15 protein-coding genes are annotated in these 20910 nt (G+C 71.3%); 2 read left to right on the plus strand and 13 right to left on the minus strand.

Annotated features, from left to right (window positions below; all coding sequences use genetic code 11):
- Window positions 1-250: 250 nt before the first annotated feature.
- From ACTOQ2_RS04395 to ACTOQ2_RS04415, 5 genes are all read right to left on the minus strand, one after another.
- The gene (locus ACTOQ2_RS04395) at window positions 251-856 is read right to left on the minus strand and encodes a response regulator transcription factor (protein ID WP_440081500.1); all 606 of its coding nucleotides are present in this window, start codon (window positions 854-856) and stop codon (window positions 251-253) included.
- A gap of 295 nt (window positions 857-1151) precedes the next feature.
- A complete protein-coding gene (locus ACTOQ2_RS04400) occupies window positions 1152-3776 on the minus strand; it encodes a histidine kinase (RefSeq protein ID WP_440098385.1) in 2625 nt (874 codons plus the stop codon).
- Window positions 3777-4038: 262 nt separating this feature from the next.
- Window positions 4039-5574, minus strand: coding sequence for a SagB/ThcOx family dehydrogenase (locus tag ACTOQ2_RS04405; protein ID WP_440098386.1), 1536 nt, complete (start codon window positions 5572-5574; stop codon window positions 4039-4041).
- Window positions 5575-5608: 34 nt separating this feature from the next.
- Window positions 5609-7906: a TOMM precursor leader peptide-binding protein gene (locus tag ACTOQ2_RS04410; protein WP_440098387.1), complete on the minus strand. Its 2298-nt coding sequence runs from the start codon at window positions 7904-7906 to the stop codon at window positions 5609-5611.
- Window positions 7903-8169 carry a hypothetical protein gene (locus ACTOQ2_RS04415; protein ID WP_440098388.1) on the minus strand — a complete coding sequence of 89 codons (267 nt, stop codon included), beginning with the start codon at window positions 8167-8169 and terminating at the stop codon, window positions 7903-7905. The genes ACTOQ2_RS04410 and ACTOQ2_RS04415 overlap by 4 nt, the downstream gene beginning before the upstream one ends.
- A 420-nt stretch (window positions 8170-8589) precedes the next feature.
- Between ACTOQ2_RS04415 and ACTOQ2_RS04420 the strand changes: the two genes are divergently transcribed.
- On the plus strand, window positions 8590-9465 hold the full coding sequence (locus ACTOQ2_RS04420; protein ID WP_440098389.1) for a LysR substrate-binding domain-containing protein: 876 nt from the start codon (window positions 8590-8592) through the stop codon (window positions 9463-9465).
- 261 nt (window positions 9466-9726) lie between these two features.
- Here the strand turns inward: ACTOQ2_RS04420 and ACTOQ2_RS04425 are convergent, their stop codons facing one another.
- Window positions 9727-10743 carry a hemolysin family protein gene (locus ACTOQ2_RS04425; RefSeq protein WP_440098390.1) on the minus strand — a complete coding sequence of 339 codons (1017 nt, stop codon included), beginning with the start codon at window positions 10741-10743 and terminating at the stop codon, window positions 9727-9729.
- The gene (locus tag ACTOQ2_RS04430) at window positions 10740-12245 is read right to left on the minus strand and encodes a hemolysin family protein (RefSeq protein ID WP_440098391.1); all 1506 of its coding nucleotides are present in this window, start codon (window positions 12243-12245) and stop codon (window positions 10740-10742) included. The genes ACTOQ2_RS04425 and ACTOQ2_RS04430 overlap by 4 nt, the downstream gene beginning before the upstream one ends.
- A gap of 471 nt (window positions 12246-12716) precedes the next feature.
- On the opposite strand from ACTOQ2_RS04430, the gene ACTOQ2_RS04435 reads away from it, so the two are divergent.
- Window positions 12717-13736, plus strand: coding sequence for a sporulation protein (locus ACTOQ2_RS04435; protein WP_440098392.1), 1020 nt, complete (start codon window positions 12717-12719; stop codon window positions 13734-13736).
- Window positions 13737-13945: 209 nt separating this feature from the next.
- On the opposite strand, the gene ACTOQ2_RS04440 is transcribed toward ACTOQ2_RS04435, so the two are convergent.
- From ACTOQ2_RS04440 to ACTOQ2_RS04465, 6 genes are read right to left on the minus strand one after another with little or no spacing between them, the layout of a single operon-like run.
- Window positions 13946-15193 (minus strand): sulfate adenylyltransferase subunit 1, encoded by a 1248-nt coding sequence (locus ACTOQ2_RS04440; protein WP_440098393.1) that lies wholly within the window; start codon window positions 15191-15193, stop codon window positions 13946-13948.
- Window positions 15193-16125 carry a sulfate adenylyltransferase subunit CysD gene (gene cysD / locus ACTOQ2_RS04445; protein ID WP_440065685.1) on the minus strand — a complete coding sequence of 311 codons (933 nt, stop codon included), beginning with the start codon at window positions 16123-16125 and terminating at the stop codon, window positions 15193-15195. The genes ACTOQ2_RS04440 and cysD overlap by 1 nt, the downstream gene beginning before the upstream one ends.
- Entirely contained in the window at window positions 16125-18188 is a 2064-nt protein-coding gene (locus ACTOQ2_RS04450) for a M20/M25/M40 family metallo-hydrolase (protein WP_440098395.1), read from the minus strand. Before ACTOQ2_RS04450 ends, cysD begins: the two co-directional genes overlap by 1 nt.
- Before the next feature lie 42 nt (window positions 18189-18230).
- Window positions 18231-19001, minus strand: coding sequence for an SDR family NAD(P)-dependent oxidoreductase (locus tag ACTOQ2_RS04455; RefSeq protein WP_440065683.1), 771 nt, complete (start codon window positions 18999-19001; stop codon window positions 18231-18233).
- Window positions 19002-19016: 15 nt separating this feature from the next.
- A complete protein-coding gene (locus tag ACTOQ2_RS04460) occupies window positions 19017-19946 on the minus strand; it encodes a sulfotransferase (RefSeq protein WP_440098397.1) in 930 nt (309 codons plus the stop codon).
- Window positions 19939-20883 carry a family 3 encapsulin nanocompartment shell protein gene (locus ACTOQ2_RS04465; protein WP_440098398.1) on the minus strand — a complete coding sequence of 315 codons (945 nt, stop codon included), beginning with the start codon at window positions 20881-20883 and terminating at the stop codon, window positions 19939-19941. Before ACTOQ2_RS04465 ends, ACTOQ2_RS04460 begins: the two co-directional genes overlap by 8 nt.
- Window positions 20884-20910: the final 27 nt, after the last annotated feature.

Raw genomic sequence — 20910 nt, forward strand, 5'->3', positions numbered from 1 at the left:
CGACGCTTTTGTTACCAGCAATTACGCTATGCCGGTAACAAAATCAGGACAATGGGCCCGCGATAAGACATCCTTCTCAGGATGCGAAGACGGAACGGCGAGAACGGAACGGCGGACCCGAAAGGATCGGGAGGCCAAGGGGGCCCAAGGGGGGCCAAGGGGGCCCAAGGGGGCCGGGAAGGACAGGACGGGAAGGCCAGGGATGACGGGGAGGACGGGGAGGACGGGGAGGACGCGAGGTCCCGCCCGGTCAGATCCAGCCGGCCTCGGTGGCGATACGGATGGCGTCCACCCGGTTCCTGGCGTTCAGCTTGGTGACTATCTTCGTGAGGTAGTTGCGCACGGTCCCGACGGAGACGTGCATGACGGCCGCGATCTCCGGCGGCTCGGCGCCACCCGCGGCCAGCCTCAGGACCTGGACCTCACGTCCGGACAGCGGGTTCTCCCCGACGTCCCACGCGGTCAGCGCGAGCTGCGGGTCGACGATGCGACGCCCCGCGGCCACCTCGCGGACCGCCTGGGCGAGGCGCTCCGAGGGCGTGTCCTTGAGGAGGAAGCCGGACACCGACACCGAGAGGGCCCGGCGAAGCGTGCCGGGCCGTCCCAGGCCGGTCAGGATCAGCGTCCGGCACGTGGGCAGCTTCGCGTGCAGCTCCTCCGCCGCGGAAAGACCGTCGAGCACGGGCAGGTCGACGTCGATGATCGCGACATCGGGGCGCGTCTCGAGCGCGACGGGCACGATCCTGTCCCCGCTGCCGACCTGTGCCACCACCGTCAGGTCGGACTCGATGTCCAGCAGGGCGGCCAGCGCCCCGCGCACCATGGGCACATCCTCGGCGAGGAGGATCTTCAGCACAGCGGCGCTCCCGTTCGGACGTCGGCTCCGGGGCGAGAACCGACGACCGGGGTCCACGAAGTCTCTCCATCTCGCGGGCGCCCCTGCGGCCGATCCCACGGGCGGCACCGGGAGCGATCCCGCGAACCACTCTGCGAGGCGATTCTCGTCCACATACGCCTCGCCACCGTTCGATCAAACGACTGGACCAACCGATCTTGCCCCGAATAGTACCCAGTCAATTGAATTTGGCAATGCCTTGGAATTCTGACATTAACTTACTCACATTTGTCAGCCGAAAAACGCTCCGGCCGTATCACCCGCCCTGGCCGTCCGTTCTCCGCGCGCCTCCCGATATACCTCCGGACATATCTTCCGGTGTGCCTCCCCGAGCGTCCCGCGACGTGTCCCCCAACGCCTGCGTACGGGGAACGAGGGCGGCGGCGGGAGCGGTGACGACCAGCCGGAACGCCCCGTCAGCGACCTCGGCCGCCAGCCGCCCGCCGACGGCGCCCAGCCGTGCCGCCAGGTCCCCCAGCCCGGAATCGTCGCGGACGGCAGGAAGCACCTCCGGCGGCGCCCCGTCGTTGGTCACGCACAGCCGCAGCCCGCCCGCTTCCAGGGCCACCTCGATCGAGCACCGCCGCGCGTCGCTGTGCCGCAGCACGTTCGTGGCCGCCTCACGCAGCACGACCGCGAGCAGCGCGTCCAGCTCCCCGAGAACCAGGTCCGCGGGAACGATCACCCCGGTGTCGATTCCCGCGGCGGCGAGCGTGGAGACCGACGAGTCCACCTCCGCGTCGAACGACATGTGCCGGTACCCGCTGGCCACCGCCCGGACGTCCGCGACCGCCCGCCGCGCGATCTCCAGCACCTCCGCCACCTCGGTCTTCGCCCGCTCCGCGGACCTCGGCAGCAGCCGGTGCGCCAGCTCGCTCTTGACGATCATCACCGACAGCTCGTGCCCCAGCAGCGCGTGCAGCTCCCGCGCCACCCGCAACCGCTCCTGGGTCACCGCCATCCGCGCCAGCTCCCCCCGCGTCCGGTCCACCTGCGCCACCAGGTCCGACAGCGAGCTGATGCCGAAGACCACCAGCCCGGTCAGGAGCGTGGAGATCACCAGGTACGCGGTCCACTCCGCCACGTCGCCCTGGAACACGGACAGCAGCATCACCCCCGCGCCGACGGCCGCGTACAGCACCCACCGCCAGTGGCCACCCACCAGCAGCAGGACCGCCCCCGCGAGGAAACCGCCCATCGAACCCCACGGCGCGCCGATCCACAGCAGCGGCAGGACCGTGGCGACCGCCTGCACCGCCAGGGTCACCTTCCTGAGCCACCCCGGCCACGACCGATGCTCCCCCAGGGAGTGGACGATCTGCACGCCGACCAGCACGGCCACGCACGCGGCGAATCCGATCAGCCCGACCGGGTGCGGCCGCTCCGCCAGCACGTTGACCACGATGAGGACGCCGTAACCCGACAGCACCAGCACGGCGATGAAGCGCGCCACCCGCAGGTGCCACGTCCGCGCCGTGGCCCTGACCGGCGGCCGGTCACCCGGTGCTCCCGGTCGCGCGTGCTCCTCCTCCGGCGCTCCGGGCACCCTGACCGTCCCGGGCGCGCCGGGAGTCCCCGGCCTGCCCGGCACCCCGGATTCCTCGGACGTCTCCGGCGCCTCGGACGTCCTGGTCGCCTCGGACGCGCCGGGGACCTCGGAGCCCTCCGCGACCGGTACCGCCACCGGGGCCTCCACCGGGGCCTCCGCCGTCAGCTGGAACCACTCACCGTCGACCGTGACCGACAACCGTCCCCCCGCGGCCTCCAGCCGGCCCGTGAGATTCCCCAGTCCCGTACCGGTCCCGAACGAGCGCGTCCCCAGCTGCGGCTCGACCCCGTCGTTGCCGACCCGCAGCCGCGCCCAGCCCTCCTCCACCCCCGCCTCGATCTCGCAGCGCTGCGCCTTGCTGTGCCGCAGCACGTTGGTGACCGCCTCCCGCAGCACGATCGCCAGCACGGTGTCCAGCGCCTCGGGCAGGCCCTCCCGCGAGACGGCCACGCCCACCCGTATCTCGGCGACCGACAGCATCGACTCCGCCGACTCGACCTCCGCCGTCAGCGACATGGGGAGATACCCGCCCGCCACCACCCGCACCTCCGCCAGCGCGCGGCGGGCGACCACCAGGACGTCCCGGAGTTCCTGCCGCGCCCGGTCTGCCGCCCCCGGCAGCAGCCGGTACGCCAGCTCGCTCTTCAGGGTCATCGCCGACACGTTGTAGCCCAGCAGGTCGTGCAGGTCCCGCGCCACCCGCAGCCGCTCCCGCGCCACCGCCACCCGCGCGAACTCCCCCCGCGCCACGTAGAGCACCTTCACCAGAGACGCCAGCGAGCTGACCCCGTACACCATCAACCCGGTCAGCAGGGTGAAGTAGACGCTGTAGACGACGTCCAACGCGAGCAGGTTCGCCTCCCGGAGCGCGAGCAGCACGCCGACACCGGCGGCGACGGCGAAGAAGAGCCCCCAGCGCCCCGGCCCCGCCACCACCAGCAGCATGGACCCGGCGAGGAACCCCGCGATGGATCCCGCCTGCGGGCCGACCCACGCGAACGGCAGGAAGGTGGCGACGGCCTGTGTCGACAGCGTGAGAACCCGAACCGGCACGGGCCAGCTCAGCGCGTCCCGCGTCGAATGCGCGAGCTGCAGGACCAGCGCGACGAACAGGCAGCCGGCGAAGCCCAGCAGGTCGGAACCCGGCAGGCCGCTTCCCCACACGAACATCAGCGCGTTGAACACGTAGCCGTACAGGACGGCGACGATGATCGCACGGGCCATCCTGGGGGCCGCCCGCCCGCCCACTCCCTGCCGGGTCCTACGGCGTGACCTGTGCAGCGAGCTGGCGAATCCGCGCCAGCGCTGCGGGGGGCCGGCGTTCACCGTCATCGACCGTCTCCTTCAAAGCCCGACCGGTGGTCCTTCCCCGTCAGCCCGACGCCCCGAAACAATCTATATCAGCTGAATAAGCTTAGACAGCCCGTCCGCGTGGCTCCAGGGGAATCAACGGGTGCACGCAGTGGAAAAACCGCGTGTCATAGTCGTGCGGCACGATTCACGCGCGTCCGGTGGGTGGGACGCGGCGTGTTCACGCGGCTCCCGCCGCGCGCATCCTCACACATTCATGAAATGCCAAAAAGGGAAGTCCAACTTACGTGATTTCCGCCCTTGCTCGAAGAACCCACTCGGCGTCATTCACCGCGTACCGCCCGGAAAAGCGGTTCGGCTCGCGGCCGGGACGGTGGCCGACGACGAATCCACCGACACTCGACTCGACACGCCAGTCGAGGCCGAAAACACGTCCCGTCACCTCGATGTCGCCGCTGTCCAGCCTGCACGCCGCCAGCCCCATGGCCGTACTGACCAAGGAGAGCGTCTGCGTCAGCGCTCCGACGTTCTTGAGCACCAGCGAGTAGCTCAGCCCGTTGTACTTCCGCGACAGCCTGCGGAACCGCGCGGTGATGGTCAGCAGGACGGGCGGCGTCGCGTCCAGGTTCGCCGCCACCTTGCCCGTCTCCAGCAGCTCGTCCACGTCCGCCGGGGTGGACTCGATCGGCTCCAGCCGGTGCCGCAGCGGGTCGTAGTGGTAGACGCCCCGGGGGACGCCGGCGCACCTGTCCACCGTGGCGTACAGCTCGAGCTCGTAGGAGCCGCCGCTGCTCGGGTAGGGGCGATCGCTCGTCGAGGTCGTCGAGGTCTCGTCCGGGGAGCCGACCAGGGACCGGACCCTGGCCGTCCGGTACAGGAGCTCCCCGAGCTCGTCGGCCGTCAGCTGTCTCTCACCGTAGTGCCGGGTGTGCCGGCTCGCCTCGACGACCGTGGTCAGCGGCGGATCCGCTGCGAGCAGCTCGCCCCACTTCGGCCGGGGCAGCGCGACGGGAGCCCGCTCCGGCCCCGGATCGGCGAGAGCCCGCGCGGGCTCCGGCTTCACGACGGGCTCGACGCTCCACTTGTCTCCCATCGGGTACGTCGCCCCGAAGTCGTGGTCGTGCCGGCCCAGGGTGGACCGGGTGTGGAACATGAGGTCGACGGGAGTCCAGGCGACGAGAGCGGGGTCGACGTCCTCCTCGAACACCATCGGCTGGAAGGGGTCCTCCTCCACGGCCTGCACCACCATCCCCGCCGCCATCAGATAGGCGATCACGGGCCGGCGGTCCCGCTCGATCTCCGACGGGACGACCGGGCGGATCAGCGACCCGACACCGGACATGGCCTCGGCCCGGTGCAGGATGACCCGGTGCAGCGACAGCGGGGACTCGATGTGGTAGTTGTTCCCGTCGGTTCTGATCAGCGCGAACCTGGACAGGCGGACCGGGTGGAGCAGGGGGACCTCCGGCAGCCGGAACCGTGCCCGCTGGGCGAGCGGGATCACCGACATCAGCGGCTGCTCGGGGTCGAATCCGAAGGAACGCACCACGAGGTGCTGGAGACCGTCGATGATCGCGTCGAGCTCCCGCCGCTCGGCGTCCTCGCGGATGACGTTGTCGAGCGAGGTGGGCCCCAGGCTCATCCGGCGCATCGCCTCCAGCACGGCGGGTCCGGGGGATCGCAGGACCACGTCCTCCCAGCGGCTGTGGAGCACCACGGTCCCGCTGTACGGTTCCGGTTCGACGTACACGTCCTCCCGGAACGACCACTGGGGGAATATCTGGAGCACATCGGTATCGCTGCCCTGGCCTCCGACCATCCTGTGACTCCTGACCCTTGTCGAGGCGGAACGGCTACATGAACAGGGGAATCGGGTTAAGGTCCTCGTAGGCCGTCGCCCTGTCGAGACGCCCGAGGAGGACGGGGACGTCGTACAGCCGGCCGGGGCCGAACCTCGCCCAGAAATGCCGCAGGCCGGGAACGACGACCTTGACGACCGGCATGCCGATGTCGGGACGCGTCTGGTCGAGGACGAGCACGTCCAGGCCCATCCGCCCGGCCAGCGTGACGATGTGCTCGACGTCCTCCCGCAGATCGCCGCGAGGGGTGTAGGCGTAGTCGCCCAGGGTCCGCGGGGCCCGGTCCCCGTGGGGACGGAGGTAGGGCTGGTTCTCCGCCGTCGCGGTGAGCCACCAGTCCCGGATGTGGTGATCGGTCGGGCCGTACCCCGTCCCGTCGGCGCGTGCCCCGGCGACGGCCGGGAGCAGCTGCCCGAGTTCGGTCAGCGCGCGCCGCGCGGCGATCCGGGGGTCGAAGTGGGCCCCGAACCCGAGCATGATGTCCTCGGCCGGCTTGTCGACGCGCCGCGAGATCGCCGCCATGACGGGGATGCCCAGGTCGGAGGTGACGTCGAGGACCCAGAACTCCCGGTCGATGTCCTCGTAGCGCGACCGGAGGTCGGTGATCCACGGATCGTCGAACGAGCCGAGGTCCACCGCGGGCTGGCGCGTGCGGTTGTACCACCAGATGGCCACCGCGTCGCGCTCCACCAGTTCGAGGAAGCCCTGGACGATCGCGTCCTCGACGCTGGAGCCCGCGGCGTTCCCGTTCGAGGTCGCGCGCACCGACGGATGGCCGCCCCTGCTGAAGTAGAGCAGGTCGGTGGGGAGCAGGCGCTGCCGCTTCGCGGTGAGCGACCACACCGGGGTCCACTCGACGACCTCCTCGTCGTCGAACGGCTCCGGGATGTGCTGGAAGGCCATGCTCTCGGCGTTCCAGCGGTCGCGGTCCTCGAACTGGCGCCGGTGAAAGTGCTGGCACTCGTCGGGACGCACGGCTCGCTCGCCCAGGCCGCGGAAGCTGTCTCTCACCGTCGGCTCGTCCCCGTGCCGCGAGCCGCAGTGTCTCTCCACCGCCTCGCAGAGCGCGCCCACCCTGGCCTCGATGTCGGTGCTCCCCTTGCCGCCGCTCTGCTGGCGCAGACCGGCTCTCATCGCGGTGAGGCTGTCGTCGGTGAGCGCGAGATTCGGCCCGGAAAGGTAGCAGTGCAGGAAGGAGGGGCTTCGCGGGTCGCGCCGGATCGCGTCCGTGATCCCGGTGAGGGGGTCGGCCAGGTGGCGGTAGCGTTCCCACACCAGCTCGGAGGCGAGCGCGCGGTGCCCGTTGCCGCCCACGGCCGCCTTGCTCCTGGACGCGATGACGACGGGCTTTCCGACACTCGCCGCCACCAGCCCGGAATCCCCGCAGGAGGGGCACTGCGGGCGCTTCTCCACGCGGTGGTGGCGGCCCTCCAGCGAGAAGGTGTCCAGCGTCCACACGGTGTCCTGCTGTTCGCCCCGCGACCCGGCCAGCCACTTGGCCGCCTCCAGGGCCGCGAACTGCGCCCCGAGGGCGCGGGTGAGGGGCAGCGACGCGTCGGGCGGGCTGGTGACGCCCGTCTTCGACGCGCTCCACAGCCGCGCCTCCCCGCGCCGGTGCCCGCGCAACCGCGTGGTCAGGCAGGACCAGCAGGGCCCCTCACCCGGCCGGAAGACCGGGCCGATCCACAGGTCGGCGCCGGCCGGCTTGGCCAGCAGCCAGGGCCGCCCGTCCGCCAGCAGCCGCTCGTTGACCCGTTCGAGTTCCGGGTCGAGGTAGTCGTCGCAGAGAACGAGGGTCAGGGCCGCGGGCCGGTCACCGTCCTCCTCGACGGTGACGCCCATCGACCGCAACGCCTCGGCCACGGGCCCCGTGTCGACGCCCCCCAGGGCGACGATCTCGACGGACGACTCCGCCAGGGCCGTCGCGGCCCGATCCGCTTCCACCCGCCCGAGGTCCCAGTACGCCTCGGACGCGACATCGGCGCCGCCTCGCGAGGGACGGCGGGATCCGACGAGGTTCGCCTCCGCCAGCCTGCCGAAGATCCGCCCGAGCTGCACGGCCGAGATCTCGGACGCCGTCCGCCTCCGCACCTCGGCGAGGCTGTGGTCGCCCCCCAGCAGCGGCGCGAGCGCCTGGATCTGCCTGCCGGACAGGGCGACCGTTCCCCGGGCCGAGGTCAGATAGACCGCCTCCCCCGGAACCGTCACCGCCCGCAGGTGGCGCTTGAATCCGATCAGCGGTGAGGTCGCCCTGTCCTCGACGTCCTCGACGTCCTCGACGGAGGTGTTCATCCGCAGTATGTCCAAGCGGCCACGACGGGAGCGGGATGGTCGAGGTCCTCGATGACGAGGTCGTCGAAGACCTCGCACTCCACGGGCCCGGTGCTCGGCTCGGGCGTGTCCTCCCCGCTGCGGAGGTGGACACCGAACCCGGCGAGCGTGGCGACGGGGTCGCCGGCACGCGCGGGCTCGCTCCAGGCGCTCACGAAGAACTCGGCGAAGAGCCGGTCGTACTCCTTCGGCTGCTCAGTCCGTGAAGCGTTCAAGGTCACCATCGCCGTCTCCTCGATCTGGATGAGTTCGAATAAGTAAATTGTGCTTCCCGACCGGCGATGAGAATAGTTTTCGCGTCATCAAGCGAGCATGAGAGTTTCACACCGCACTCGTGGCCCTGTGTGTAGGAGCTCCCGGTCGCCCGGGGTTACGCTGACCGCATCCGGACCGGAAGACTGGAGGAGACCATGGAGCAGAAGCAAATCCGCCGGCCGCAGAGAAAACTCATCCGGATCCCCCGACAGCGGAAGAAACGCGCGAACGACTCCCGGTACGCCCTCGACACCCGCACTCCCAGCGGGGTCCACCTGCCTTACTAGAGCACGGCGCGAACATCCGGAAAAGCCTGCGACCTATTTATCCAAAAGCCACCTCGAACAGATGGCTCGATACTTTCCTACTAGGTCAGCTTAAGAGGAAGAATGTACCACGACCTGCAAATAAATCGGCTGAGAGCATTGGTCACCGTAGTCGATGTCGGCGGTTTCCGGAGGGCCGCGGAGGCCCTGCACATAACCCAGCCCGCCATCAGCCAGCAGATCCGCCAGCTGAGCGGTCTCGTCAAGGGGCCCATATTCACCTCGACCGGCCGGAAGCTGCAGCTCAGCCCGCAGGGCGAGGAACTCCTCGGGTACGCCCGCCGCCTCGTGGCACTCAACGACGAGGCGGTGGGCCGTTTCGTCCCCGCGCCGGGGAACGTGCGGCTGTCCATCGGGATCGTCAACCAGCTCGCCGAGGCGCTCCCGGAAATCCTGCGGCTGCTCACCAAGGGCATGCCGCACGCCCAGGTCAGCGTCCAGACGGGGCTGAGCGAATCCCTGGAGGGCCGGGTGAACACCGGCCAGCTGGACCTGGCACTGCTCCTCCAGACGAAGTCCCAGGGCGCCGGGGCCACTAGCCAGGAACTCGGCCACATGCGTATGGACTGGTTCGGCCGTCCGGCCCACGGAGAGGGCGCCGCGCTCCCGCTCACGCTCTTCACGGAACCGTGCACGCTCCGCGGCCGCATCGTCGACGTCCTCGACGAGTCGGACGTCCCGTGGCGTGTCGGCTACGAGGGTGCCGAGCTCGTTGGGCTGCGCGCGGCCGCCAAGGCCGGCCTGGGCGTGGCCTGCCTCGTCGCCAACGGCGACGACCTCTGGGGCCTGCCCAAGGCGGCCAAGCTCACCCTTCCCTCCCCGCCGGGCCCGCTGCCGGTGACCATGGCCCTCTCCACCGGCGCCGCGGCCTCGGGGTACGTCCCGATCGCGCGCAAGGCCTTCCAGCAGTCACTGCGCGGCTACCCCTTCGCCGGCTGACCCGGTCGGCCCGGTCGAACCGACCGAACCCGTCCCTGAAGATTCCCCACCGGGTGGCTCACCCTGAAGATGCCGGGTGACTCACCCCGATGACCACGGGCACCGGACGACCCGCCGCCCAGGCGAGCAGGCTCACCCCGGAAACCACGAACACCCGGTGACTCACCCTGGAGATGCCGGGTGACTCACCCGAAGGTGTCGGGTGACCCCACTGCCAACCGCCACGAGCGAGAGACCGGGTGCTCCCGCGAGGTCCTTTCGTCAGGTGGGGATGAGCAGCGTGCTCAGCAGGTCGTCCAGGCTGATCAGCCCGGCCAGGGTGCCGTCGGGGGTGCGGACGAGCGCCAGCTGGCTGTGGGCGGCGCGCAGCGTGGCCACGGCCTGCGACACCGACGTTGTGGAGGCCAGCTCGGGCAGGCGGTAGGCGAGGTCACCCGCCCGGGAGGCGGCGCCGCGACGGCGGGCCAGGTAGGCGTCGCGCACGTGGACGACCCCGGTCGCCTGCCCGGCGTCGTCGTGGACGATCAGGCGGGTGCGGCCGGTGCGGGCGCAGGTGTCGATCACCTCCTGGCAGGAGTCGCCGGCCGCGACCGCGACGATGCCGTCGACGGGGGCGATGAGCGGGGCGATCTCGGCGACCGGGGCGCGCAGGACCTGGGTGAGCACGGCGTGATCGGCGGTCTCGATCAGGCCCAGGCGCCGCGACTCCTCCACCAGGCGCTGCAGCTGGGCGGGAGTGCGCGGGTTGGAGATCTCATCGCGCGGCTGGACCCGCACCATGCGCAGCAGCAGGTTGCTGACGCCGTTGAGCGCGGTCAGGATCGGCCGCACCGCCACGGTGAAGCCGCGAAACGGCAGCGCCAGGATGGTGGCCGAGCGCTCGGGGTGGGCGATGGCCCACGACTTGGGGGCCATCTCGCCGATGACCATGTGCAGGAACGTCACGATGGCCAGCGCGATCACGAAGGCGACCGCGTGCGCGGCGGCCTCGGGCAGGCCCAGGGTGTGAAACAGCGGAGCCAGGCTGCCGGCGATCAGTGGTTCGGAGACCACGCCCAGGCCCAGCGAGCACAACGTGATGCCCAGCTGCGCTCCGGCGAGCATCAGCGACAGCTCGCGGATGCCCTTGACCGCCGCGGCGGCGGCGCGGCTGCCGTGCGCGGCGTCTTTTTCCAGCCGGTGTCGTTTGGCGGCGACCAGCGCGAACTCCGAGGCGACGAAGAAGCCGTTGCCGATCAGCAACACGATGGTGAGGGTCAACCCCAGGGGCAGGTTCACGTGTTCTCACTCTCGCGGGCTTGCTTGTCGACCCGAGGCTGTTGGCTGCCTTGCTCATCAGCCCGAGGCTGCTCGTGGCTCTGCTCGTCGGCCGGTGCGGGGGGCTGCGCGCCGGTCGGTTCACCCGTCGGATCATCGCTTTGTTCGTTGTTCTGTTCGCCGGTCGGGCCGGTGCGGCGCAGCGGATGCAGCCGTACCCGTTCGGGAACGTGGCGGTCCAGGGTCAGTACCTCGATCTCGACGTGGGTGGGCGCGTCGTCGGCCATGGAGGGCACCAGCTCGGCGGTGACCACGTCGCCGGGGACGGCGAAACGGCCCAGCCGGTCCAGCACCAGGCCGCCGACGGTGTCGTAGTCGTCCTCGTCGGGCAGCTCCAGCCCGGTCTCCAGGGCGACCTCGTCGATGCGCAGCTCGGCCTCGATCTCCCAGTCCTCGCCGGTGGACGTCACGGCGGGGATGTCGAGGTCGTTTTCGTCGGCGATCTCCCCGACCAGCTCTTCGGCGACGTCCTCCCAGGTGACGAGCCCGCTCAGGCCGCCGTGCTCGTCCAGGACGCAGGCGACCTCTTGGCCGCGCGCGTGCATCTGCGCCACCAGGTCCGGCAGCGAGGTCGAAAAAGGCACCACCAGCACCTCACCGGCGATGTCGGCGACCCGGGTGCTCGCGGCCCGCTCCGGTGCCAAGGCGGCCAGTTCGCGCAGGCTCACCATGCCGACCAGGTCGTCCACGCCGTCGCCGCCGAGCACCGGGTAGTGGGTGTGCCCGTGACGGGCGATGATCTCGTCCAGCTCCGGGATCAGCGCGGAGCCGCTGACGGCGATGACGTTCGCGCGCGCGACCATGACCTCCTCCGCGGTGTGCTCGGAGAAGGCCAGCGCCCGCTCCAGCAGGTCGGCTTGATCGCCGGGCAGGTGGCCGTGGGCTTCGGACTCGCCGATGATGTGCCCGAGCTCTTCCAGGGTGGCGCCGTGGTGCAGTTCCTCGACCGGTTCGATGCCGACCGCCCGCAACAGCCTGTTGGCCGCCGAGTCGAACAGCTTGATGATCGGCCCGGCGATCATCAAGTAGACGATGGTGGAGGAGGCCAGCGCGCGGGCCAAAGGTTCGGGCCTGGCCAGCGCGAGATTCTTGGGCGCCAGCTCGCCCAGCACCATCTGGACGATCGTGGCGATGACGAAACCGATCACCAGGGCGATGGCGTCGACCGCGCCGCCGCTCAGGCCGGCGGCCCGCAACGCGGGGGCGACCAGCTCGGCCAGCGCGGGTTTGGCGATGAAACCGACGACCAGCGCGGTGACGGTGATGCCGAGCTGGGCGCCCGAGAGCATGAACGACAGCCGTTCCATGACCTTGACGGCCTTGGCGGCCTTCTTGTCCCCGGCGGCGGCCTGCTGGGACAGGGTCAGCCGGTCGGCGGTGACGTAGGCGAACTCCTGGGCGACGAAGTAGCCGGTCGCCAGGGTCAGCACCAGGACGGCCAGCAGGCCGAGCGCGATACTCACCGCGAGCTCCCATCCGGTGATCGGCGGTCCCTGGCGTGGCCTGTGCTATGGCCTGAGCCCGACGACACGGACATCACCACCTTGCCCTTCCCCTCCGGCTCCAGCGAGCCGTTTCGGCGAACCTGGACATCGTCGGCCAGGTGGTCTTACGCCACGCTATCGGCCCCTGAGGGACGAAGCAGCGCCGGCGGCCTGCTTGCCCGGGGCAACGTCTCACCTGCCGGCCAAGTGCCCGGTTGTGAAGCAGGTCATACCCCAGCCGTCTCGCCGGCGCCGCCGGTCCTCATCGCCGAACTCGCCGTCTGTACGCCCACCGCGGCGCGTTCTTCAAGAATTCCCTGACCTCCGCACCAGGTGAGACATGTTTTTCTTACCTGCCGATCCGGTATGGAGCAGCGGGAACCCTGGCCGCGGAATGATCGTTTCCCTCTCGACCGTCACACGTCACGCGAACGAGAAAGAGAGGAAATCGTGATCTTCAAACGGATGCTGGGGGCCTTCGGAGTCGGGGCTCCCTCGGTGGACACCGTGCTGGCCGCGCCGCGGGTGCGGCCCGGCGAGCTGTTGCGCGGTGAGGTGCGCGTCAAGGGCGGTGACTTCGACGCCGACATCGAGTACATCGCCCTCGGTCTGGTCACCAGAATGGAGTCTGAGCACGGCGAGGGTGAGCAGACCGGCCTGGTGGAGTTCTTCCGCACCCAGGTCAGCGGGCCCTTCCGGCTGCGCAGCGGCGAGGACAAGGTGGTGCCGTTCCAGTTCCCCGTCCCGTGGGAGGCTCCGGTCACCGAGGTGATGGGCCAGCGCCTGCACGGCATGGTCATGGGGGTGCGCACCGAGCTGGCGATCGCCGCGGCCGTCGACAAGGGCGACATGGACCCGGTCGAGATCGCCCCCCTGGCCTCCCAGCAGGCCGTGCTGGACGCCTTCGTGCGACTCGGCTTCCAGTTCAAGAGCGCCGACATCGAGCACGGCCACCTCTACGGCGTCAGCCAGCAGCTGCCGTTCTACCAGGAGATCGAGTTCTACCCGCCGCCCGCCTACGCCGGGCAGATCAACGAGGTCGAGCTCACCTTCGTCGCGAGCCCCGCGGGCCTGGACGTCATCGTGGAGGCCGACAAGCGCTCCGGCCGCTACGGCGGCTCCAGCTCTGACGCCTTCGGCCGCTGGCAGACCAGCCACGACCAGGCCCCGCACCGCGACTGGACCGCCGAGATCAACGGCTGGCTGGCCGCTCTGTCCCAGTACGGCTCCGGCGGCGCCCATTACGGCGGCCACGACCCGTACGCCTCCCACGGCGGCCACCACGACCCCTACGCCCACCAGGGCGGCGCCCACTACGGCGGCCACCACGACAGCCACCATGGCGGTCACAGCAGCGGACCCGGCTGGGGCGGCGTCGCCGCCGCCGGAGCCGCCGGTGTGGTCGGCGGCTTCGTCGCCGCCGAGGTCGTCGACGAGATCTTCGAAGACGACGAGGGCGAGGACGAGTAGTGAGACCTCGGTGAGATCAGCCCGTTGATCTCACCCCGAGGCCACACCATTGACGGCCCGTCTCGCCTGCGCCGCGGGGCGGGCCTGGCGCGGTTCCCTTCGGCGCCCAGATGCCCCTGGACGCCGTGGACCGCGCCGGCCTTCCACGGCCGGACGTCCGCGCGCTGACACTCTCATGGCGAATCCGCCGACGCTCTCGCGGTCGGCACTCACCCCGGCAGCGTCTCCTCGACGATCCCCGCGGCGCGGGTGGTCCCGTCCGCCGGGTCGATCAGCAGGCAGGAACCGGTCATGCGGGACCGCGCGTAGGGGTCGGCCGCGAGAGGGTCGGTGGTACGCAGCACGACGTTCGCGATCTCGTTGACGGCGAGGCTGTCCGCCTCCGGGGCGCAGGTCAGATCCCCCAGGGCGACGGAGGGCACGATGTCCTCGACGACCGCCTGGACCGTCCTGGTGGTGTGCTTGACCAGGACCCGTTCCCCCACGCGCAGGGCGCGCTCGTGGAGGTGGCAGGTGGTCGTGCGCAGCTCGCAGGTGAGGTCGGGGGCCGCGTCCTCCGGCACGATGAGGGAGCCTCTGGAGACGTCGACGTCGTCGGAGAGGCGTACGGCGACCGACTGCGGCGCCCACGCCGTGGCGACGGGCTCGCCGAGCACGTCGATCGCCGCCACCGTGGAGGTCCGCCCGCCGGGCAGGACCGTGACGCGCTCGCCGACGCGCAGGACGCCGCTGGAGATCTGGCCGGCGTAGGCGCGGTGGCCGTCCGCCCGGATGACGTACTGGACGGGAAGCCGCGCGGGCGCCCGGGAGGGGTCGACGCCCACCGGCACCGTCTCCAGGAGTTCCAGGATCGTGGGACCGGTGTGCCAGTCCATGTTCGGCGAGGGGGTGACGATGTTGTCGCCGGTGAGGGCGGAGATCGGGATCGCGGTCACCTCACCGATCCCGAGGCCGGACGCGTGTTCGGTGAACTCCTCGGCGATCGCCGCGAAGACCCCCTCGTCCCAGCCGACGAGGTCCATCTTGTTCACGGCCAGCACGACGTGGGGGACGCGGAGGAGGCCGGCGACGGCGGCGTGCCGCCTGGTCTGCGAGACGACGCCGTTGCGGGCGTCGACGACGATGAGCACGAGCTCGGCGGTCGAGGCGCCGGTGACCATGTTGCGGGTGTACTGCACGTGGCCGGGCGTGTCGGCGAGGATGAAGCGCCTGCGCGCGGTGGCGAAGTAGCGGTACGCGACGTCGATCGTGATTCCCTGCTCGCGCTCGGCGCGCAGGCCGTCCGTGAGCAGCGCGAGGTCGGCGGTCTCCAGGCCCTGCTTGCGCGAGGCCGTCTCCACCGCCTCCAGCTGGTCGGCGAGGATCGATTTCGAGTCGTACAGCAGCCGGCCGACGAGGGTGGACTTCCCGTCGTCCACGGATCCGGCGGTGGCGAAACGCAGCAGTGTGGTGGTCATCAGAAGTAGCCCTCCCGTTTGCGGTCCTCCATGGCGGCCTCGCTCAGCTTGTCGTCGGCGCGGGTGGCGCCCCGCTCGGTCAGCCTGGAGGAGCAGATCTCCTCGATGACCGCCTCCAGGGTCGCGGCGCCGGAGTCGACGGCGCCGGTGCACGACATGTCGCCGACCGTGCGGTACCGCACGAGGCGCCGCTCCAGGGGCTCGTCCTCCCTCGGGCCGCCCCACGCGCCGGGGGCGAGCCACATGCCCCGGCGCGAGAACACCTCGCGCTCGTGCGCGAAGTAGATCGGCGGAAGCTCGATCCCCTCCCTGAGGATGTACTGCCAGACGTCCAGCTCGGTCCAGTTCGACAGCGGGAAGACGCGGACGTGCTCGCCGGGCGAGTGGCGGCCGTTGTAGAGGTTCCACAGCTCGGGTCGCTGCCGCCGCGGGTCCCAGGCGCCGAAGTCGTCGCGCAGGGAGAACACCCGCTCCTTGGCGCGGGCCTTCTCCTCGTCCCGCCGCCCGCCGCCGAAGACCGCGTCGAAGCCGTTCGTCTCGATGGCATCGAGCAGCGGCACCGTCTGCAGCGGGTTGCGCGAGCCGTCGGGCCGCTCGGCCAGCTCACCCCGGTCGATGAGCTCCTGGACCGAGGCGACCTCCAGCCGCAGGCCATGCTCGGCGACGACGCGGTCCCGGTAGCCGATGACCTCGGGGAAGTTGTGGCCGGTGTCGACGTGCAGCAGGGGGAACGGCACCGGCGCGGGGGCGAACGCCTTGCGCGCCAGGTGGAGCATGACGATGGAGTCCTTGCCCCCGGAGAAGAGGATCACCGGCCGGTCGAACTCCCCGGCCGTCTCCCGGAAGATGTGGGCGGCCTCCGCCTCCAGCGCGTCCAGGTGGGACAGCTGGTAGGTGTGGCCGGCGGTCTCGTCGACGGCGATCGTTGTCATCACGGTGTCCTCTCTCCTGCGACAGCCTCAGTGGCTCCAGCGGCTCCAGCGGTCTCGCCCGCCCCGGCGCCACCGGCGGGCCCGGCACCGGCGGCGGGCCCGGCGGCCCCGGCGCCCTCGACGGCCCCGGCACCTTCGGCGGGTCCGGCACCGGCCGTGTCCTGCGGTGTGGCCGGCGTCGCCGGTGGGCGGCCCTGCTCCACCCAGTTCGCGACCGCCCTGGACAGCACGGTCCTGGCCCGTCTGAACTCCTCGGCGTCGAGGTGCTCGTCCGGCGTGTGGTCGAGCGCGGCGTCACCCGCGCCGTAGGCGACCATGGGCACTCCCCGCCAGGTGGTGGCGAGGGTGTTCATGTCACTGCTCCCCTTCTTCGCGAGGAACCTCGGAGCCACGCCCTCCTCCCTGAAGGCCCGCGAGAACGCCTTCACGAGCGGGCTGGTGCGGGAGGTGACCACTCCGGGCGTGGCGCGGAGCACCTCCACGACGACCGGTCCCGCGACCCGGCGGACGAGCTCGACGAGGTGTTCCAGGTCCAGGGTGGGGGGAACCCGCACGTCGACGACGGTCTCGCCCAGCTGGACGTCCCCGCCGTTCACCGCGTGGATGCCGAGCACGGCCACCAGCGCCTGGGAGTCGGCCCTGCCGATCTCGTCGCGCAGCCTGCTCAGGACGTCCACCATCTGGTCGGCGGCGGTGGTGACGCCCTGTCCCGCGGTGTGCCCGACGCTGTGGCTGACGCGCAGCCGTACCTTGAGCAGGCCGTAGTAGCCGATGGTCAGGGCCTTCTCGCCGCTGGGCTCGCCCACGACCACCGCGTCGGCCGGGTAGTGGTCCCTGGCGTGGAAGGCCCCCGCCGAGGTGACCTCCTCCTCGACCGCGCCGACGACGCGCACCTGCGCCCAGCTCGGCACGTCCATGTCCGCGAGGGTCTCCAGGTAGGCGACGAGGCTGGCCTTGGCGTCGACGCAGCCCCTGCCGGTGATCGTCAGCCCGTCCCAGCGCACCGGCCACCGGTGCGGCACGGTGTCGAGGTGCCCGAGCATGAGCAGCCGCCGGTCGCCGGAGCCGCGGGTGGCCACGAGGTTGCCGGCCGCGTCGATCTCCGCGTGGACGCCGCGCTCCGTGCACCAGTCCACCAGGTACTCGGCGAGCTCCCGCTCGTCGGCCGACACCGAGGAGATCTCCACGGCGCGGGCGAGGAGCGACAGGTCCGGCGCGGGCGCCGGGGCGCGCCAGAAGCGCGTTCCCGACGCGGGCGACAGGATGTGCGGCCCGGTTATCGCGACGTCGGCGCTCCCGTCGAGGGCGATCTCCGCCGCGCGTACCTTCTGCCGCATCCGGCCCCGCGCGAACCGCTCCCCCTCGCCGCGTACGACGTCGGCCAGGCGGCTCGCGGGATCCTCCGGATCGGCGAGCAGTCCCGGCGTGCCGGTGACGAGGCGCAGGTGGTCGGCGGCGAGGGCGTTGGCCAGCTCGGCGGCGAGGACGTCGGCGTCGACGTTGAGCGCGGAACCGTCGCCGCCGTCGGTGCCGCCGGCGCCGTCGGCGACGGGCGGCGAGAGGCACACCACGTCGAACGCGTCGAGCAGCGCCTGGAGGCGGTCCGCGGCCACTCCGGTCACGGTGCCCGCCCGGTGGTCGCGGACCACCGTCGTCCTGCCGTCCCGCACGGCCCGCAGCGGCCGGTTGGCCTGGGCGCTCACCAGCGCCCCGTCCCGCGCGACCGAGGCGAAGACGGTGAGCCCGCGCGAGGTGAGCGCGTCGCGCACGCGCGGCAGCGTCACCCGCTCGTACGCGTCCACGATGTGCGGCATCTCCTCGGGAGGGCAGTAGCGCACCTCGCTGTCGCCCCGCAGGCTCAGCGTCCTGACCGGGCGGCCGATGTCGGCGTAGTGCCGGGTGATGCCGGCCGCGCCGCCCGCGACGAGGAGCACGCGGGCGCCGCGGCGGCGCAGCAGCGCCAGCTCGTCGAAGAGCGCGTCGTGGCCGAGACTCGCGCTGCCTATCTTGACTACGTAGAGTGCCGCCTTGCGCGTACTGGCGACGTGTCCGAGTACGGACATCTTTCGCTCCTCCTCAGCTTCCCGGCCGGTCGGCCGGTGTCTTCAGCCGATGCCGCGGGTGTTGCCTCCGTCGGCCACGAAAACCGTGCCCGTGACGTACGAGGCCTGGTCGCTGGCGAGCATGGCGGCCAGCGCGCCGAAATCCGCCACGTCCCCGATCCTGCCGAGGGGGATCCGCTCGGCGACGCGGGCGATCTCCGTCTCCACCTCCGCGCCGAACTGCTCGTCGAGGATGGGGGTGCGGTGGAAGCCCGGGGCGAGGATGTTGATCGTGACCCCGTTCGCGCCGAGCGCGTGCACCAGTCCCTTCATGTAGCCGAGCAGGCCCAGCCGGGCCACCGACGACAGGCCGCTCTCCGGGTGGGGCTGGCGCACCGACTCCGAGGCGATCATCAGCATGCGGCCCCAGCCGCCCTCCTTGATGAAGGGCAGCGCCGCGAGGGTGACGCTCACGTGCGGCAGGAGGTTCCCGTCGATGGCCGCCCGGTAGTCGGCGACCTGGAAGCTGTCGACGGGCCCGAACGGGACCCCGCCGGAGTTGGTCACCACGATGTCCAGCCCGCCGAACGTGTCCGCGGTCCGCCGCACCCATTCGGCGGCGGCCCGCTCGTCGCGCAGGTCCACGGGGGTGCTGAGCACCTCGCCCGTTCCCATCGTGTTGACCTCGACGTGGGCCGTGGCCAGCTTGGCGGGATCACGGCCGCAGATCGAGACGTTCGCCCCCTCCGCCGCGAGGGTCTTGGCCACGGCCAGCCCGAGCCCACTGCTCGAAGCCGCCACCAGGGCCACGCGCCCTTTAAGCCGAAGGTCCATGAAATGGCTCCCTAATTATCGTGCCTGCCCGATCGGCAGGAGCGGGTATCCGTAGCGGGTGAGCACCGGCAGGGCCGACGCCGTCGCGGCGGCGATCTCCCGCGCGGACAGCGCGGTGCGCCAGCGCTCGTCGGAACGAATCTTGGTGTCGCCCTTGGACAGCCGGTCGGGGTTGCCGGTCACCGTGTGGTTCTCCCCGAGCGAGACCAGGCCGGTCCCGTCGACCGGCGGCTCTCCCGCCAGCCCCGCGAACCGCATGACCCGGGCGACGACCTCTCGCGGCCGGTCGCAGAGGTCCTCGTGCCTGACCCGCAGGTACCGGTCGGGGGCGGCCCCTCCGACGAGTTCCGACGCGACGTTGAACGCGCTCCAGTACCCACTGCTGCGGGCGGGGCTCATCGGGTCGATGTACTCCTTGGCGTTCTTGTAGGAGAACGCCGTCGCGCGGGGGTCGCGCACCATGTGCAGCACCCGGACGTCCAGGTCCGTACGCCCCAGCAGCGCCGCCGCCTCGGCGGGATACTTCGAGCCGTCCACGATCAGGCGCTCGCCGCCGCTCGTGGCCAGCGCCCGGTAGACGGCGGCGGTGCGTCCGAGCGCCTCCTCGACGCCGGGCGCCGTCGGTGTCCTGCCCTGGGCCTCCGCGAGGCGGGTCCTCGTGTGGCGGGTCCGCAGCAGGAAGCGCTGCAGGATCATCATCCGGCGCGCGGCGCCGGCCTGCGCCACGTCGCCGGATCCGAGGACCGGGGACCAGACGTCGCACGCGGTCAGGTCCCTGCCGCAGCCGCAGCTGGAGTTCGTGCCGGCGTTCAGCACGCCGTTGCGCCACAGGTAGTGCAGCTCGCCGGCGTGCAGGACGCCGGGAAGCTCGCCGAGGACGTTCCCGAGCAGGGTGCTGCCGCTCCGCATCCACCCGGTGATGTACAGGATCCGCGGGTCACCCATGGCGGCCACCCCACGACAGCGTCATCAGGTGCTGCGGCAGGTGCACGGCGAGGCCGACGCGGGTGCTCGCCTCGACGAGGTCGGCGCCGTCGGTCCCGGCGCCGCGGCGCAGCGCGAGGAAGGAGGTGCCGGGCAGCAGCAGGGTGAACGCGGCGCGGAAGTCCCCCATGAGCAGGGTGTCCCTCGGGATCATGCGCGTCCTCGACACGGTGATCCCGGCGGCGGCCAGCCGGCCGAGCATGCCCGTCCTGACCATCTCCCAGTAGACCGCGGGGTGGGCGACGATGCCGTCGCACGAGCCGCCGGTCTCCTCCACCTCGGCGGCGGCCTCGGTGGCCGCCTCCTCGAGGCCGAGGCCGGTCCGCCGGTGGCGGGTGCCGGGCAGCCGGAGCAGCCCGGTGATCGCTCCGTCGCGGGTGCCGTGCAGCAGCGCCTCGTTCTCCGCCACCGACAGCCGGACGAGCACGCGGTAGTCGACGTACGGGGCCAGCAGCGCGGGCTGCCCGAGGATCCCCTCGGGGATCGGCACGGAGACGGTGAGGTCGGTGAGCCTGGTCCGCTCGATCCTGGGCGCGAAGGCCGCCTCGGGGGTGGCGGCGTAGGAGGTGCCCGACTCGCTCAACCGCCCCCGGGGAGGTTCGTGGACGTAGGACGCCGGGCCGTCGGCCACGGGCGCGGTCTTCAGCAGGTGGCGTACCGGATAGCGGGGGCGGGAGGCGAAGAGCGGGAACGCGGCGGGCAGGTGCATGCCGAAGGGCACCACCAGGTCCCCCCGCTCACCGGCACCGTCACCTGTGCGCTCGCCGGCCGCGCTCACGGCGGCCGCGAACTCCTCGCCCGGTGTGCGCTCGACGGTTCCGAAATCGAAATCAAGATCAGATGGAGCCGGGTGCGCACCGTTGCCGTTGACGGCCGGACTCTCTGCGATCCCTCGCATTACCCCTCCTTCTGGAGACCTCTGGAG

It is taken from the genome of Streptosporangium sp. H16 (assembly GCF_051918855.1).
Taxonomy (GTDB): Bacteria; Actinomycetota; Actinomycetes; order Streptosporangiales; family Streptosporangiaceae; genus Streptosporangium.

Excerpts from the sequence above, each read along its gene's own strand:
- ACTOQ2_RS04460 (WP_440098397.1), bottom strand. The coding sequence starts at position 19,946 with ATGGGTGACCCGCGGATCCTGTACATCACCGGGTGGATGCGGAGCGGC.
- ACTOQ2_RS04400 (WP_440098385.1), bottom strand. The coding sequence starts at position 3,776 with ATGACGGTGAACGCCGGCCCCCCGCAGCGCTGGCGCGGATTCGCCAGC.
- ACTOQ2_RS04410 (WP_440098387.1), bottom strand. The coding sequence starts at position 7,906 with ATGAACACCTCCGTCGAGGACGTCGAGGACGTCGAGGACAGGGCGACC.
- ACTOQ2_RS04405 (WP_440098386.1), bottom strand. The coding sequence starts at position 5,574 with ATGGTCGGAGGCCAGGGCAGCGATACCGATGTGCTCCAGATATTCCCC.
- cysD (WP_440065685.1), bottom strand. The coding sequence starts at position 16,125 with ATGACAACGATCGCCGTCGACGAGACCGCCGGCCACACCTACCAGCTG.
- ACTOQ2_RS04450 (WP_440098395.1), bottom strand. The coding sequence starts at position 18,188 with ATGTCCGTACTCGGACACGTCGCCAGTACGCGCAAGGCGGCACTCTAC.
- ACTOQ2_RS04465 (WP_440098398.1), bottom strand. The coding sequence starts at position 20,883 with ATGCGAGGGATCGCAGAGAGTCCGGCCGTCAACGGCAACGGTGCGCAC.
- ACTOQ2_RS04420 (WP_440098389.1), top strand. The coding sequence starts at position 8,590 with ATGTACCACGACCTGCAAATAAATCGGCTGAGAGCATTGGTCACCGTA.
- ACTOQ2_RS04455 (WP_440065683.1), bottom strand. The coding sequence starts at position 19,001 with ATGGACCTTCGGCTTAAAGGGCGCGTGGCCCTGGTGGCGGCTTCGAGC.
- ACTOQ2_RS04415 (WP_440098388.1), bottom strand. The coding sequence starts at position 8,169 with ATGGTGACCTTGAACGCTTCACGGACTGAGCAGCCGAAGGAGTACGAC.
- ACTOQ2_RS04440 (WP_440098393.1), bottom strand. The coding sequence starts at position 15,193 with ATGACCACCACACTGCTGCGTTTCGCCACCGCCGGATCCGTGGACGAC.